The organism is Velazquezella soli (assembly GCF_977018685.1).
Window position 1 is genome coordinate 385,665 of the sequence record NZ_CDRNXF010000005.1, and the last position, 15,496, is coordinate 401,160.

Annotated in this window: 16 protein-coding genes; 10 read left to right on the forward strand and 6 right to left on the reverse strand. The window is 59.1% G+C overall.

The window, feature by feature from the left end; genetic code table 11:
• Window positions 1–215: 215 nt before the first annotated feature.
• Window positions 216–1,727 (reverse strand): glucose-6-phosphate dehydrogenase, encoded by a 1,512-nt coding sequence (gene zwf / locus AC0JZ8_RS22255; RefSeq protein ID WP_471893598.1) that lies wholly within the window; start codon window positions 1,725–1,727, stop codon window positions 216–218.
• A gap of 249 nt (window positions 1,728–1,976) precedes the next feature.
• On the opposite strand from zwf, the gene AC0JZ8_RS22260 reads away from it, so the two are divergent.
• The 4 genes from AC0JZ8_RS22260 to AC0JZ8_RS22275 all read left to right on the forward strand — a co-directional run bounded on the left by AC0JZ8_RS22260 (window position 1,977) and on the right by AC0JZ8_RS22275 (window position 4,893).
• On the forward strand, window positions 1,977–3,275 hold the full coding sequence (locus AC0JZ8_RS22260) for a Gfo/Idh/MocA family protein (protein ID WP_174197655.1): 1,299 nt from the start codon (window positions 1,977–1,979) through the stop codon (window positions 3,273–3,275).
• Window positions 3,276–3,387: 112 nt separating this feature from the next.
• On the forward strand, window positions 3,388–3,825 hold the full coding sequence (locus AC0JZ8_RS22265; protein ID WP_062459505.1) for a BA14K family protein: 438 nt from the start codon (window positions 3,388–3,390) through the stop codon (window positions 3,823–3,825).
• A 252-nt stretch (window positions 3,826–4,077) separates the two neighbouring features.
• A complete protein-coding gene (locus AC0JZ8_RS22270; RefSeq protein WP_471893599.1) occupies window positions 4,078–4,596 on the forward strand; it encodes a YidB family protein in 519 nt (172 codons plus the stop codon).
• A 48-nt stretch (window positions 4,597–4,644) separates the two neighbouring features.
• Window positions 4,645–4,893, forward strand: a complete 249-nt coding sequence (locus AC0JZ8_RS22275; RefSeq protein ID WP_471893600.1) for a hypothetical protein — start codon at window positions 4,645–4,647, stop codon at window positions 4,891–4,893.
• A 450-nt stretch (window positions 4,894–5,343) separates the two neighbouring features.
• Here AC0JZ8_RS22275 and AC0JZ8_RS22280 read toward each other — a convergent pair whose 3' ends face one another.
• On the reverse strand, window positions 5,344–7,041 hold the full coding sequence (locus tag AC0JZ8_RS22280) for an FAD/NAD(P)-binding protein (protein WP_471893601.1): 1,698 nt from the start codon (window positions 7,039–7,041) through the stop codon (window positions 5,344–5,346).
• A 499-nt stretch (window positions 7,042–7,540) separates the two neighbouring features.
• Here AC0JZ8_RS22280 and AC0JZ8_RS22285 point away from each other — a divergent pair, with 499 nt between their 5' ends.
• From AC0JZ8_RS22285 to AC0JZ8_RS22310, 6 genes are all read left to right on the forward strand, one after another.
• Window positions 7,541–8,110, forward strand: coding sequence for a type 1 glutamine amidotransferase domain-containing protein (locus tag AC0JZ8_RS22285; RefSeq protein WP_471893602.1), 570 nt, complete (start codon window positions 7,541–7,543; stop codon window positions 8,108–8,110).
• A gap of 117 nt (window positions 8,111–8,227) precedes the next feature.
• Window positions 8,228–9,304, forward strand: a complete 1,077-nt coding sequence (locus AC0JZ8_RS22290) for a catalase family protein (protein WP_471893603.1) — start codon at window positions 8,228–8,230, stop codon at window positions 9,302–9,304.
• Window positions 9,305–9,488: 184 nt separating this feature from the next.
• The gene (locus AC0JZ8_RS22295; protein WP_156461775.1) at window positions 9,489–9,659 is read left to right on the forward strand and encodes a hypothetical protein; all 171 of its coding nucleotides are present in this window, start codon (window positions 9,489–9,491) and stop codon (window positions 9,657–9,659) included.
• 14 nt (window positions 9,660–9,673) lie between these two features.
• Complete coding sequence (locus tag AC0JZ8_RS22300) at window positions 9,674–9,841, forward strand: hypothetical protein (RefSeq protein ID WP_325264804.1); 168 nt, start codon at window positions 9,674–9,676, stop codon at window positions 9,839–9,841.
• A 10-nt stretch (window positions 9,842–9,851) separates the two neighbouring features.
• Entirely contained in the window at window positions 9,852–10,001 is a 150-nt protein-coding gene (locus AC0JZ8_RS22305) for a hypothetical protein (RefSeq protein ID WP_156466530.1), read from the forward strand.
• A gap of 24 nt (window positions 10,002–10,025) precedes the next feature.
• Window positions 10,026–10,163, forward strand: a complete 138-nt coding sequence (locus AC0JZ8_RS22310) for a hypothetical protein (RefSeq protein WP_156461778.1) — start codon at window positions 10,026–10,028, stop codon at window positions 10,161–10,163.
• Between the two features lie 54 nt (window positions 10,164–10,217).
• Here AC0JZ8_RS22310 and AC0JZ8_RS22315 read toward each other — a convergent pair whose 3' ends face one another.
• The 4 genes from AC0JZ8_RS22315 to AC0JZ8_RS22330 all read right to left on the reverse strand — a co-directional run bounded on the left by AC0JZ8_RS22315 (window position 10,218) and on the right by AC0JZ8_RS22330 (window position 15,486).
• Window positions 10,218–10,973 carry an outer membrane protein gene (locus AC0JZ8_RS22315; RefSeq protein ID WP_471893604.1) on the reverse strand — a complete coding sequence of 252 codons (756 nt, stop codon included), beginning with the start codon at window positions 10,971–10,973 and terminating at the stop codon, window positions 10,218–10,220.
• Between the two features lie 189 nt (window positions 10,974–11,162).
• A complete protein-coding gene (locus AC0JZ8_RS22320) occupies window positions 11,163–11,708 on the reverse strand; it encodes an RNase H family protein (protein ID WP_471893861.1) in 546 nt (181 codons plus the stop codon).
• A gap of 5 nt (window positions 11,709–11,713) precedes the next feature.
• A complete protein-coding gene (locus tag AC0JZ8_RS22325) occupies window positions 11,714–12,325 on the reverse strand; it encodes a TetR family transcriptional regulator (RefSeq protein ID WP_062459490.1) in 612 nt (203 codons plus the stop codon).
• 26 nt (window positions 12,326–12,351) lie between these two features.
• Window positions 12,352–15,486: an efflux RND transporter permease subunit gene (locus AC0JZ8_RS22330; protein ID WP_209899193.1), complete on the reverse strand. Its 3,135-nt coding sequence runs from the start codon at window positions 15,484–15,486 to the stop codon at window positions 12,352–12,354.
• Window positions 15,487–15,496 lie beyond the last annotated feature (10 nt).

The following is a 15,496-nucleotide window of genomic DNA, read 5'->3' on the forward strand; positions in this document are numbered from 1 at the left end:
CTCGTAAGTCTCGTGAGAAGCTGTCCTTCAACTGCGAGCACTAACGGAATTGGTCCCGTTGTGGCTGCCTCGGCCGCTACCCGCCACTCATCGTATCAACAGGATGGGTTCATCGCGCACGGCATTTGATAACTTCGAAAAATTTCGAAGACCTGTGGAAAACAAAAACCAGTCGGGCTTCTAGACACCGACGGTCTTCACACAAAATCACCGCTTCACTTCCTCTGATGCAGCACCACCCCGAGTTCATGCCACTCACGACCGTCTTTGCGGATAAGGTCATCGGCTGAGGCTGGGCCCATGCTGCCGGGGGCGTAGGGTTCTGGAACCGAGCCGTCTTCTGCCCAGGCGTCCAGGAAAGGCTGGACGGCAGCCCATCCGGATTCGATGCTGTCGGCGCGTTGAAACAGCGCCTGATCGCCGATGAACAGGTCGTAGATCAGGGATTCGTAGCCCGTCGTGTTGCCGATGTCGAACCTGTCGGAATAGCGGAAATCCAGTGTCACCGGCACTGTCTCGACGGATTGGCCGGGGCGTTTGATCGAGATTTCCATGCTCATCCCTTCATCCGGCTGAACCTGAATGACGAGCCGGTTGGGCGGCAGACGACGCGTCACGTCCGTTTCGCGAAACTGGGCAAATGGGACCTTGTTGAACGTGATGACGATTTCAGTGTCGCGGGCGGTCAAAGCCTTTCCCGTCCTCAAGTAGAACGGTACACCGGCCCAGCGCCAGGTGTCGGCATAAAGCTTGAGGGCCACATAGGTTTCGGTCCGACTGTCGGGCGCGACATCCTTGGTGTCCCGGTAGGCTGACAACGACTTGCCGCCGAGATCGCCCGAACCATAGGCGCCGCGCACGCTGTTTGCGGCGGCCTCTTCAGCCGAATAGACACGCAGCGCTTTCAGCACCTTGCCCTTCTCGTTTCTAATAGCCTCGGCATCGAAACTGTTCGGCGGTTCCATCGCGATCATGGCCAGCAACTGGAACAGGTGGTTCGGAACCATGTCGCGGAGAGCACCTGTCGCATCGTAGAACTTGCCGCGACTGCCGACATCGACAACCTCCGCCGCCGTGATCTGAACATGGTCGATATAGGTGTTGCTCCACAGGCCCTCGATGATCATGTTGGCAAAACGGGCCGTCATCAGGTTCTGCACAGTCTCCTTGCCGAGAAAATGATCCAGCCGGTAGACCTGGGTTTCCTCGACATTCGACAATATACGGGCATTGAGAGCCTTCGCCGAGGCAAGATCGGTCCCGAAGGGTTTCTCGATCGCGACGCGCCGGAAGCATGTCTCGGTTTCCTGCATCAGGCCATGCACTGCCAGCTTCTCGACGATCGGTCCGAACAGAACGGGCGGGACGGCGAGGTAGAAAGCAGCATTTGCCGACGATCCAAGCCGCGTTTCAATCGCCTCGTAGATATCGTCCCTGGTGAAATCGCCGCTCATATAGGAAATGCGGGATCGCAGACTGAACCAAGCGTCGTCTTTGCGGGTCGGCTCTTCGCCGTCTGGGCTGAGATGGGTGAGGAACTCATCGAGCCGACCGCGCAGAAATTCGTCGTCGCCTTCATCGATCCCGACGCCGAGGATAGCGAGATCGTCTCCGACCAGGCCGCTGCGTGTCAGGTTGATGATCGCCGGAATGAGCAGGCGACGCGTCAGGTCGCCGGTGGCGCCGAAGATGACGAGAGTAACGGGCGGTGCTTTTTTCGGGATCACGCATAGCTCCTTCCATGAGGTCCTCACGGGGATATAGGCTTCTCGGTGCAACCAGCAATTCTCGAAAGGGAAATAGAGGCGAGTTGCGAGAAGGGTCGGCGCCGCGACGACTTGGCATCCACGCGCCGACGAATACTCACACCGGACCCGCATACCCAAGCCACCTTCCGCATCCGACAAACGCAGAATGCAAAGGAACATCGGCGAAACGGCGTTGTTTGTGAGGCGGCGAGCAATTTGGAGACCGGCATGGATCAGGCAAGCGCTTTCAACAGACGCAATCTTTTGAAACTTGGAGCCGCAGGCGCAACGGGGGTGGTGTTGTCCACGACGGTTGCCGGCGCTCAGAGCTACCCCGCACCGACGCAGGTGGACACCGGCATGGTCGAGGACGGCAAGGTCAAGTTCCCGGAATGGCGCGGGCCCGATGAGACCCCGAGCGGAAACCCGTCAACGCCGCTTCCTCCGGAAGATAGGGTCGGCTTTGCGGTCGTAGCTCTCGGTCGTCTCAGCCTCGAAGAAATACTACCCGCCTTTGGCGAAACGAAAAAATCGAAACTCGTGGCGCTCGTGTCCGGAACGCCGGAGAAGCTATCGGCGGTCGCGCGGCAATACGGCATCGCCGAGGATGCCTGTTACGATTACGAGAGCTTCGACGCCATCAAGGCCAATCCGGACATCAAGGCCGTCTACATCGTTCTGCCCAACAGCATGCACCGCGAATATGTCGAACGGGCAGCGCGGGCAGGCAAGCATGTCCTTTGCGAGAAGCCCATGTCGATCAGCTCGGCGGACGGGCAGGAAATGGTCAAGGTTTGCGAAGAGCAGAACGTCAAGCTGATGGTGGCCTACCGCATCCAGTACGAAGCCGCCAATCTCTACCTCGCCGAAAAAGTCCGCAGCAAAGCCTATGGCCGTCTTGTCGGCATGTCCGCGATCAACGTTCAGACGGTTGCCGAAAACGGTGCCGAGCAATGGCGGCACAAGAAGGCTCTTGCCGGTGGCGGATCACTTCCTGACATTGGGCTTTACTGCCTGAACACCGCACGCTTCCTCACAGGTGAGGAACCGGTCGAAGTCATGGCGACGCAATACAGCCCCGAAGGTGACCCTCGCTATGCCGAGGTCGAGGAAACGGTCTCGTTCACCTTGCGCTTCCCATCCAATTTCATCGCCAACTGCTTCACCAGCTATGGCGCGCGAGACGACAAGCATCAGCGCCTCAATTTCGAAAAGGCCACCGTGGATATGGCGAACGCCTACAAATACGACGGCCAGAGCCTGACTGTCACCGAACTGGACGGCGAAAAATCCGTGCAGAAAAAGGTCGAGATCGCGCTCAACAACCAGTTCGCGGCCGAGATCGACCACATGGCGACCTGCATCATCGAGGACCGCAAGCCACGAACGCCCGGCGAGGAAGGTGTGCAGGATCATGTTGTGATGGAAGCAATCTACGAGTCAGCGCGATCGGGAGCGCCCGTGAGGCTCCAGGCCCCGGACCGACTCGACGCCTTCCGCGGACCACCAGCTGCGGTCGAACTCTGACGCCGGTGTTTGCGCAAGCGCTTGTGTCGTGGACGTGTTCACAAGTTCAACCAGCGCTCTACCCATACGGGAGATTCGCCCTATCTCCGTTTTACAACAATGAAAGAGACAGATGAAAAAGCTCGCAATTATAATCATTTCGATCATGACCGCGTTTACCGGATACGTGCCCGCGCAGGCCATGCCGAAGGCAGCGATTACCGCGGCTGCACCGGCGGCTGACGTCCAGCAGGTCCAATACCGCAACGACAACCGCCGTTACGTCCCCCGTGGCGAGCGTCGATACAACAATCGCTATGATCGTCGTGACCGCTACGATCGCCGCAACCGTTACAGCAACCACCGCCGCCATGACCGTCGCTACGACAACCGTCGTCGCAACAACACCGGCGCCATCATCGGCGGCTTGGCTGCAGGTGCACTCATCGGTGGTGCGATCGCTTCGCAGAACCGCAACGGCAGCAGCAGCTGCGCAGCGCGTTACCGCTCGTATCGCGCTTCGGACAACACCTACCAGCCGAACTCGGGCCCACGCCGGGTTTGCCGCTAACATCTTCACGGGTGCGTAAATGAGAGACCCCGCCAGCAATGGCGGGGTTTTCGTTTTTTTGGGCTACGGCAGTGGATTCGAGGCCGCATCAACTCACCTTAGGAGTTATTCCGAACCGCCCCGAACCCTCTCCCCGCAGCAAATGTTCGGCCAACGGGTGCCCGTGCAGGAACCTCGCCGCCGACTGGTCGTTTGCTTTGCATGAAGCCTTAACGCCATCCCGGCTATGGCTGCGAAATCGAGGAGAACACCATGGCAAGCGGTCAATTGAAAGCACTGCTCGGCGTACTCGCCGTTGCTGGATTTCAGAACAGGGACAAAATTGCGGAGCTCCTACGGGGCGTGAACAAGACCCAACCGGCTGGAGCGAACACCGCTCCGGAGACCAGTCCCCGGCAGACAAGTGGTCTTGAGGATCTGCTCGGCAAGCTTACGGGCGGCAAGGAAGCAGGCGGCCTTGGCGGAATTCTGGGAGGACTTGCGTCCGGCGGTGTCTTGAGTGGTGGTCTGGGTGACCTCCTGAAAACCTTCCAGCAGAACGGATATGGTCAGAAGGCCGAATCTTGGGTCAAGCCCGGATCCAACGAGGATATCGATGGGGATCAGCTTGCCGAAGCGATCGGACCCGAAGTTCTCGATGAACTGGCAGCGAAAACAGGACTGTCGCGAGATGAGATACTTTCGCGGCTGAGCAAGGATCTTCCCCGCGCGGTCGATGAGCTGACCCCGGATGGCAAGGTCCCCGCAGACGACCCAACATCGACAGTGTGATTGGAAGGGGCACCATCCCTTCATCATCAAGCAAAACGGTAGATCCCTATGAAACTTTCAGACGATGCGCGTTCCATCCTGGTGTTTGCGGCCTATCATCAACTCCTCAGCGGTGACCCCGTAAAGGAAGTCGTTCTGGACGATGGTGCTGGTCATCACGCAAGCTCGAAGGGCCAGGCAGAACTCGAAGACGGCGGCCTCATCCGCATCGACGGAAAAAGAGCGGAGATTACCGACGAAGGTCAAAACGTTCTCGGAACTGTCATCGATGCCATTCGAAACGCCACGGCGGGTTGAAGCAGAGATTAAGCTCAGCGTTTGAGGGCCTGATTTTCTTCGACCAGCCGACTTCCATCTCAAGAAGCAAGTATCTGCTCTCAGGAATGAGACAGAGGCTTCGTTGCGTTCCCCTTCGGTCAGTCCTGAAGGTTTCTCGTCCGACACGCATCTTAGGGGAGCCCTGCTGCTCGTCATCCGCAGGTCCGGGTCACAGCCGAGAGGTTGCCGGCCACGCTGACGGTCGGCGCGATCGTGCTGTTATGATGCCACAGTACGTCATTGCTCAAGGTTGTAACCGTGCCTCTCCGCTGCCGCCTAGCTAGAGTGGTTTCAGTTGGCATAATCAAAAACCCCACACCGTCAGCGAGAACCGCGTATGGTCGAGGTGAGCAGGCATTGAAAGAGAAATCCCGCCTCGAGAGGCGGGATTATCACTTCAGTCGACCAACGCTCATTAGCACGCAGATCTTACGCTGCGATCTCAGCCGGCGCCTGTGCACGGGCGGATGACCTGACGCGGCGGCTGCGGACCGGTCTTGTCACCTCGGCAATGATGGAGGCTGCAACGATCTGTCCGAGTTCGGCAGCACTTGTGATGCCCTGGATGAACGGACGTTTGTGGAGAAGATATGAGACAGCCGGGACGTACAGTCGCCTCACCGGTCGCACGCCCGCGATCAGCGGTCGGCACTGGTCGTCCACGTCAATCCCGCCCGTACGGCGGTGATTGCCAATGGCTGTCATCGTCTTTGCCTCGGATATCAGCCCTCGTTCGATAAGGGATGGGAATGGCAGGTCGGTCGCCGACAGAGTTTTCTGGCCCGTGGCGTCGATAAACGTATCGAAGCGCAAGGTGGTACCGGCGATTTCGACAGTAGCGCCCCGTTCAAGACCTTCTTTCACGATCTCCGAGTCATCGCCAAGGGCAACGATACCAAGACAACCGCTCCGATGAAGCGCAAGTAGGCGCTCGATCGACAGGTGCGGAACGGTCGCATAGTCGTCGGCGAAAATGCTCTTGAAGTTCCGGTTGAACCGGCCAAGGTCGTCAGCGTTCATAAAGCCGACCGCCGTCTCGATGATCTCATGGGTAATGAGAATGGCGTAGCGCCACGGAACAGTGTGCTTCTGGGCATAGTTCCGCTTGGCTTCGGCAAGGTTAGACGCCGCCCATTCGAACGGGTCTTCCTTGTCGCGAACCCCGTAATACGCAACGGCGAACGTATCGACAGTCAAGCCGTCTAGACCGATGGCCTTGGAATAGTCCGGATCGGCAACAGCAAGTTCCTGGCGAAACAGCTCGAAAATGTCATCGAGCAGTCCGCTGCTGCCAAGCGCGATGCGGTCATCGACCGCCTGCTGCGTGCAGATCTTCGGCTCAAGATAGGGGATCGGAAAATAGAAATCGGCTTCGGGAAGAAGACCCTTGCGCGACATCATCACGATATCAAGAGCCTGGCCGTCCGCGTTGACGGAGTACTCCAGTTCGCCACCCTTGCTTTTGGTGAATTCACCGAACTTGGTCGCGACCGTCATGACGGCATCGATCGCACTCAGCGAAGTCCCCAAAATTCCGATCTTGCCGCTCGGGATGCTCTGCAATGCGGTTGCGGGCCATGGCGCCTCGAAGTAGCCGGGCGACGTCTCAGGTTCGGACGGAAAGCTATGTCCGGTCGCAATGACGACGTAATCAAACAGCGCCTCTGCGCCGCCGTGTTCAGGGCTCAGGCACAATTTGAACTGATCACCGACAGGCTGAACGTCGTCGACGGATGCGTTCTCAAACACGTCGACCGTATGCCTGGAGGCCCGCGATGCGTCGATGATCGCGTCGAACTGAGATCTGAAATAATCGCCAACCACGACACGCGGATAGAACGCACGGTCTGTGATTCCCGAGCGATCAACACCAATCTCGTTCAGGTACTCGTCGGACTGGAGTGCCAGCCAGTCGTGGAGCATCACCGGCAGAGCCGGCACCTCGATGCTCGGTATATTCGACAGCATCGCGAGGTCGTTGATGCCCCGCTGGTAGGGTGTTCCCTTGCCGGCGACGTCGGTTCGCTCGAAAATTGCGATATCCAGAGAGGCGCTGCATTTCACAAGGTCCTGCAGTGCGAATATGGCTGTCGGACCCGATCCAATAATGGCTACGCGTTTACGCATCTAAATCTCCTGCCCCGCGGAAAGCGGCGCACATTGACAGAACAACCGACATCGAAAGATGTTCCCCATCTGTCCAGACTGAGCAAACAGCAACGAGCCGGATTTCACCCTGGCTGATATGGGGATTTCTCCGCGAACTGCGATGTCCCACGTGCCTTCGTGTCGTGTCGGTCCGCTACCGTACAGGCGCAATATGTTGATGAGGCGCTCAACGAGTCCCATGTATCGGGGAAGCAATCACAGAGATGGATACGATGGTTTCAAGGATCAGGAGAACGCTGACCATGGGCGAACGCGCGGCCGCCTTCGAGCACACCAATGCCGTTGCGCGCGAGACTGCAGATGACGAACGGCGACGTCGGGAGGAAAAAAGCGAGCGCCTCCGGAAACTTCGACTGGCGGCAGAGCAAGGTGACAAGTCGAAGTGTTCGGCTGGATGAAACTTTTCATGCCAACCGTCATTAACGCTCCTCCACATCAAGAAAAGTGAGGAAACACGATGACCCTTCAAGGCAAAAAAATCGCCATTCTAATTGCTCCGCGCGGCACTGAAGAGCCCGAGTTCAAGCAGCCGAAAGACGCGGTCGAGGCAGCCGGTGCCACGGTCACTGTCATCGGCCTTGAAAGCGGCGAGGCCCAGACGAACAACAACGACCTCGACGCCGGGAGCAGCTATACTGTTGACAAGACGGTCAGTGACGTCGCGGCTGACGAGTTCGACGGCCTCGTCATTCCGGGCGGATGCGTGGGCGCCGACAAGCTGAGAGCCGACAAGGCGACGATCGCCTTCGTGCACGCATTCTTCCAGCAGGCAAAACCCGTGGGCGTCATCTGTCACGCGCCGTGGCTTCTCGTCGAAGCAGACGTCCTGAATGGCCGGACGGTGACATCGTATCCGACAGTTCGCAAGGACATTGAGAACGCTGGTGGCATCTGGGTCGACAAGGAAGTTGTTGTCGACAAGGGGCTCGTGACGAGCCGCACCCCGAAGGATTTGCCGGCTTTCTGCGCGAAGATCGTCGAGGAATTCGAAGAGGGCAAACACCCACAGCAGGCCCGTAGCGCCTGAGTAACTACTCAGGATGCGGCTCCCCGAGGGGCCGCATCCCCCAGCCGGCGAGCATATTAGCTTGCGCTGGAACCAGGTGCACTATTCTGGCGTTTTTCGATTTTGAAGGAGCGCCAGATGATTGCAGCCACGCCCGTCCGTTATACCCCAGACCTCGAAACAGTCAAACCTGATGAGCGCGAGACGATCTCGGGTCTGATCGATCAGTTCGACATCATTCTTGAAAAGACTGCCGAGGATTACGGCCATGCCGTTCGGTCCGTGCACGCAAAAGCACACGGCATCCTTGAGGGTACAATGACCGTCAAGGACGGGCTGCCGCCCGAGTTCGCGCAAGGTCTGTTTGCCAAACCGGGCGAACATCCGGTCTACATGCGTCTTTCCACAAACGCCGGCGACATTTTGCCCGACGCTGTCGCTCTTCCACGCGGGTTGGCGATCAAGGTTGTCGGCGTCGAGGGTACCCGCCTGCCTGGCGCGGACGGCACTAACCAGGACTTCGTGATGGTCAACGGCCCGGTCTTCCAGACGCCGGATCCCAAGAAGTTTCTTTCCAGCCTCAAGCTCCTTGCCAAGACCACGGACAAGATGGAAGGCACAAAGACCGTGATGTCCAGCGTGCTTCAGACCGTCAACAAGGGCCTCGAAGCCGTCGGCGTGACGAGCCCCACCATTCAGTCCCTCGGCGGCGCGCCGAATGTCGATCCGCTCGGCGAGACCTATTTCAGTGTCACGCCGTTTCGCTATGGTGACTACGTCGCGAAGTTCCGCGTGAAGCCGATCTCACCGGATCTGACCAAGCGCACCGGAACCGTAATCGATGCCAGCGTCCGCGAGAACGCCATCCGTGAGACGGTCCAGGCGGAAATGCAGGAAACGCGGGGCCTGTGGGAATTCCAGGTCCAGCTCTGTCGCGATATCGAAGCGCAACCGATCGAGGACCCGACCGTAGAATGGAAGGAAGACGAAGCTCCGTTCGTGACCGTTGCAACTTTGAGCGCCGCTCCGCAGGATAGCTGGAGCGACGCCAAGGTGCAGAAGGTCGACGAGGAAATGCGGTTCAGCGTCTGGACCGGCCTTGCAGATCACCAGCCTCTCGGCGGCATCAACCGGGCACGTAACGAAACCTACCGCCACTCTGCCGACTTCAGAGCCAAGTTCAACGGCTGTCCGTTCCACGAACCGCAGCAGTAAACGCAGGGTAAACACCGGATTTCGGCGAGATCGACGTCTCGCCGAAATTCTGCGTTTAAATTTCAAAAGAAGGCGGCACTGGCGGATATGCCGTACGGATTGTCCTCACATTCCGCTGCGCCTCGAAACGGCCGGAACTATGCGGCTCGCGGACTGTTCGCCTCCTTGAATGAAAGGAAATGCGATGAAGCCCGAAGATGAACCCAGTATCGACAAAATGAGAGACCCGCCTGAAGTCCGAAAGAAGAAGGGACTGTTAGGGCGCGGAGTGATCGTCGTGCTTGGCATATACGTGCTCGGCGCCTTCAGCCTGTATATCGCAATCGTCATCTACGGGCTCATGAGCTCGTCGTGACAGGACTGGAAGGAATGACCGTGAAGAACCCACCGGTTACCGAGGACGCCGACAAAACGCTGATCGAAAATGATGGGCACCAGCGCTTCAAGGAAAGCGTCGACACGACGCGAAATCCGGAGCAGGAACGCAAAGACGCCTCGGAGAAAACAGGTACGCCCGGATACGGCACAACCAAGTGAAAGGGCGCTGATGTCACAGAGCGGAAATCAAGGCCCGGACTGGTGGTTCGCCTGGCTGGGCCGGGACAACACAGGCACTGGCATGCTGCGGTTCCTGGCGCTGCCGCTGTCGTTCATCGTGGTGGTCGGAATTATATTCTGGACCATCTGGCCATCATGAATCTCTGACCAGAAGGAGAATAAAATGAGTGACGACAAAAAGACCGGAAGCGATGCGGATCGCACGAGCGAGAATGCCGACAAGGACCGTGAGGATTTGCTGAAGAAGGCTGAAAAAGGCCTTGAAGACGCCAAGGGCGAAAAGCCCGAGGGCGAGATCTGAAACGTCTCAAGCAGAATAGGTCTGGCCGGTCGCGAAACCGGCCAGACCCTCAGATCAGAACTGGCGACGCAGGCCGAATGTCACAGCATGGCTGCGGAAGTCGGTGCTCGACGTGGATCCGTCGCGGGCCTCGAAGTTGAAATCGTCGGCAGCTGTGAAGCGATACCCGATATCAAACGTCGTGTTGTCGAACAGCGAAGTGTTCGTGAACAGACCGATAGCCTGCAGATTGATGCCGACGCCGGCATCAAGGTGGTAGGCGAACTGGGTCTCGGAATCATCCATCAGCGTGCCGGTACCGGTTCCGCTGACGCCCTGCTTGCGCAGTTCCAGGTTCATGAAACCTGCACCGCCGCCGACGTAAGGCGTGATCGCGCTGACTGCGCCTTCAGCTGCAAGCGGGATATCGAGATAGCCATTGACATAGCCCTGGAACGAGCGAGCGTCGCCGTAGGAGTCGATACCACCAACGCCGCCAAATCCGGAAACGCTGTGTTCGTCGACAGACGCGCTGCCATAACCAAGTTCAAGCTCGAGGCGCGGCGAAACGAAGCCCATCGATCCGAAGTTATAGCCGGCGCGCAGTGCGCTGTAGTAGCCGACATCATACTCGGTGGACACCGACGCGGCGCCGAAATCAAAGCCTGTATCGTCAAGGAAGTTTACGGAGCTCAGCGAACCAAAGTAAAAACCTGACGTCGCCGGTGCGGCAAGCGGAGTTTCCATGGGCGCGAGATCTGCGGCAGACACCGGGACTGCGATTGCCGAGGCGAGGAGAACGGTGGCCAGGGCTTTTGAGAGAGTGTTCATGACATATCCTTTAGTGGTCCGATGCCTGATCGGTGATTCAATCCACTATCAGAGTCGCGCTGTTTGCTAACGGAAAGAGCTAATAAAGATGATCTTGCAGTAGCGACTGCACAATCACAGTTGCAAGTCCGCCACATGACTTCTGTCATGTTCAGCAGGTCTTTCGCGCTCGGGAGCCGGCAACGTGCCTTATCCCAGACCCAAGGCGGATCTCGCTGCCGCATCGGCCTGTTCATTTCCCGAGATTCCGGAATGCCCTTTGCACAATTGAATTGTAACAAGCGGGTTGCGCTCGAGGAAAGCGTCCAGTTCGCGCCATACATCTGCATCCGGGATTGGCCGACGACGTTCGTGCGGGTTTGATCTTACCCGCTTCCAGCCGTTGCCGCGCCAGATGAACCGCCATCGATGGCACCCTTCGACGACATGGGCGGAATCGGTCCAGATCACCGCAGCCATTCCCGTCGCTTCGGCTTCAAGCCAAGACGCCGCCCGCATGACAGACAGCACCTCGAACGTATTGTTCGAGCTGCCGATGGTCGTCCCCGAGGCGACATGGATCTGCACGTCGCCTTTGAAAGCGACGATCGCCCAGCCGCCAGATCGGGAAGTGGCGTCGAACGAACCGTCGGTATAGACCTGGAAGATATCGGTCATCGGGGAAAGCATAGCATCGACAGATCCGGCGACAATGTCCACTTGCTTGACCGAGCCTGCCGATTTCTCCCCATCCATCACGATCAGCGCCTGAAGGTCGCGAACAGCTTTCGGACGCTGTCTCCGCCCAAGATGACGAGGTCGAACTTCCGGCCAAACAGCAGCCACTCCCAACAGATACCCTTCATCTGCCAGTGCACGGCGCGGCTGCACGCGGCAGGAGTCCACAAGGGTGACAGCTGTCCCTTGTCTTCAGCCTTGGCAAAGATGCGCTCCATGTTTTTAGTGTGCTCAGCGCTGAGGGCGTCCATCTCCTGCAGGACAGGTTCGAACTCATGTTCGAAGTTCGTTCTCAGAAGGATCGTGAGGAGCCGCTGACGCTGGACGTCGCTTGCGAGCATCCCAAACCAGTCGAGAGCAATGGTTTCCACCGCCGAGATCGGATCAGTATCCTCGCAACCCGAGCCGGCAGCGTCGCTCATGTCGACCCGGGGAAGCTGCGCCGCGTTGTAGAGTTGGAGGAACAGGTCGCTCTTGCTGGCAAAGTGCCAGTAGACCGCTCCACGTGTGACACCAGCGGCAGCCGCGATTTCGTCCAGAGTACTGTTGGCGACGCCTTTCTCGAAAAAAAGCTGCTCGGCTGCGGTCAGGACGGCACAGCGCGTCTCGGCCGCTTCGGCTTTCGTTCGTCTCATCCTTGTCCTCCTCTTCCCGCTCTCCCCTACTCCGCCGCTTTGGGAGCTGCCTTTTCTGCTTCGTGGTTCGGCTCCTTCACGCGGAAGACTTTCATCACGAAGACGAAGAACACGGGAACGAAGAAGATGGCCAGCAAGGTCGCCGAGATCATCCCGCCGAGCACGCCGGTGCCGATCGCATTCTGACTGGCAGCACTGGCACCGGTGGCAATTGCCATCGGAACGACGCCGAGGGTGAACGCAAGCGACGTCATCAGGATCGGGCGGAAGCGCAGATGCGCTGCCTCGACCGTCGCATCAAACGTGGAGCGGCCTTCGGCGCGGAGGTCCTTGGCGAACTCGATGATCAGAATGGCGTTCTTCGCCGACAGACCGATAATGGCGATCAGACCCACGAGGAAGTAGACGTCATTCGACATTCCCCGAAGCATGACGGCCGCAACCGAACCGATGACCCCGAGCGGCACCACGAGCATGACCGAGATCGGGATCGACCAGCTTTCGTACAAGGCTGCCAGCAGCAGGAACACGAAAAGCACGCTGAGCGCGATCAGGGCGGGTGCCTGCGACCCCGACTGTATTTCCTGCAGCGACTGGCCGGTCCATTCGTAACCGAAACCGTTCGGCAGTTCGCCAGCAAGCCGTTCCATCTCGGTGATGGCGTCACCGGAGGAGAAGCCCGGTGCTGCCTGGCCGGCGATGCGGATCGACGGGTAGCCGTTATAGCCAACAACCTGCGACGGGCCCCGGACCCATTCGACCGACGCGAATGAGGCCATCGGCACCATGCCGCCATTGGCGTTGCGGACGTTGAGCCGCAGCAGGTCTTCTGTCTTCATGCGCTGCTTGCCGTCGGCCTGAACCTGCACGCGCTGCATGCGTCCCGCATTCGGGAAGTCGTTCACATAGGACGAGCCGAGGTTTGCGGTGATCGTCGAGTTGATGTCACCGAATGTGACACCGAACGTGTTGGCCTTCTCGCGGTCGATAAGAAGGTTGACCTGCGCTGCATCCGGCATGCCTTCGATGCGAACGCCGGCGAGAACCGGGCTCTTGGCGATTGCGGCCATCAACTGGTCGCGCGCCGCGCCAAGTGCCGTCTGGCCGTTGCCGGCACGATCCTGCAATCGGAAGGTAAAGCCGGACGAGTTGCCGAGACCCTGGATCGGCGGCGGCGACAGCGAGAACGCGATCGCATCGCGGATGCCGAAGATCTGGCCGTTGATCCTCTTTGCGATCGCATCAGCCGAATCCTCGGGACCGCGATCCGACCAGTCCTTCAGGGTGATGAAGGCGAGCGCGGCATTCTGGCCGCTGCCGGAGAAGGAATAGCCGTTGATGGCGATAATGCGCTCGACGGCCTTTTCACTGAGCGCGATCTTTTCGATCTGCGCGACGACCTCGGTGGTGCGGTCGGTGCTTGCCTCGGCCGGTGCCTGAACGTCGACGATCAGGAAGCCTTGGTCTTCGTTGGGCAGGAACGAGCTCGGCAGCTGCAGATAGGCCCAGCCGAGGCCGACCAGAAGCGCGACGTAGATGACCATGAAGCGACCGGATCGCTTGATGATGCCACCGACCGTGCGCGAATAGCCGTGCGAAGCCTTGTCGAAACCGCGGTTGAAAATGCCGAAGACGCCCTTCTTCTCGTGGTGATCGCCTTTGATCGGCTTGAGGAACGAACCGCACAGTGCGGGCGTGAGCGACAGGGCAAGGAAACCCGAGAACAGGATCGAGACCACCATGGTCAGCGAGAACTGCTGATAGATGATGCCGACCGCACCGGGGAAGAAGGCCATCGGGATGAACACCGCACTCAGGACGAGCGTGATGCCGATGATGGCGCCCGAAATCTGGCCCATCGCCTTGCGGGTCGCCTCCTTCGGCGACAGCTTTTCCTGTGCCATGATGCGCTCGACGTTTTCGACGACGACGATGGCGTCGTCGACGAGAATGCCGATCGCGAGCACCATCGCAAACATGGTGAGCACATTGATGGAGAAGCCGGAGACATACATCACCGCACAGGTGCCAAGCAGCGCCACCGGGACGACCAGTGTCGGGATCAGCGTGTAGCGGATGTTCTGAAGGAAGACGTACATCACCACGAAGACGAGGATCATCGCCTCGATCAGCGTATGGATGACCTTCTCGATCGAGACTTCCACGAACGGGCTGGTATCGTACGGGATCTCGTATTCAATCCCGGACGGGAAATACTGCTGCAGCTCGGTCATGACCGCGCGCACGCCTTTCGCCGTATCGAGTGCATTGGCAGTCGGCGACAGCTGGACGCCGATGGCAGCGCTTGGCTTGCCGTTGAGGCGGCTGGAGAAGTTGTAGCTTTCGCCGCCGACCTCGATGCGGGCGACATCGCGCAACCGCACCGACGAACCATCGGGATTGGCACGCAACACGATCGCTCCGAACGCCTCGGGATTGGTCAGTTGGCCCTGGACGTTGATGGTTGCGGAAATCTGCTGGCCGATCGGGTTCGGCGTCGCGCCGATACGACCGGCGGCAACCTGGGCGTTCTGGGCGCTGATCGCAGCCGTAACATCGGAGGCCGTCAGCTTGAGGCCGACCATCTTGTCGGGATCCATCCAGATGCGCATGGAGCGCTGGGTGGCGAACAACTGAGCACTGCCGACACCGGGCACGCGGCGGATCTCGCCAAGCACGTTTCGGTTCAGATAGTCGCCGAGACCAATGACGTCAGTATTGCCGTCCGTGGAGGTCAGCGACACGACCATCAGGAACGATGTGCCTGCCTGCTCGACGCGCACGCCCTGCGATGTGACGGCACCCGGGAGGCGGGGTTCGGCGCGGGCGATGCGGTTCTGCACCTCGACCTGCGCTTCGCCGATATTCGTACCGGGCGCGAAGGTGACGTTGATCGACACACGGCCCGACGACTCAGACGTCGATTCGAAGTAGATCAGCCCGGGAACGCCGTTCAGTTCTTCCTCGATCGGACGCGTCACGCCCTGGTAGATATCGTCTGGCGAAGCGCCCGGATAGTTGGTGGAGACGGTGATCTGCGGCGGTGCGACATTCGGATACTGCGCAATCGGCAGCATCGGAATTGTCAGCACGCCTGCGAGCATAATGAAGATTGCGACGACCCAGGCGAAGATCGGCCGGTCGATGAAGAAACTTGCCATGTAACCTGGT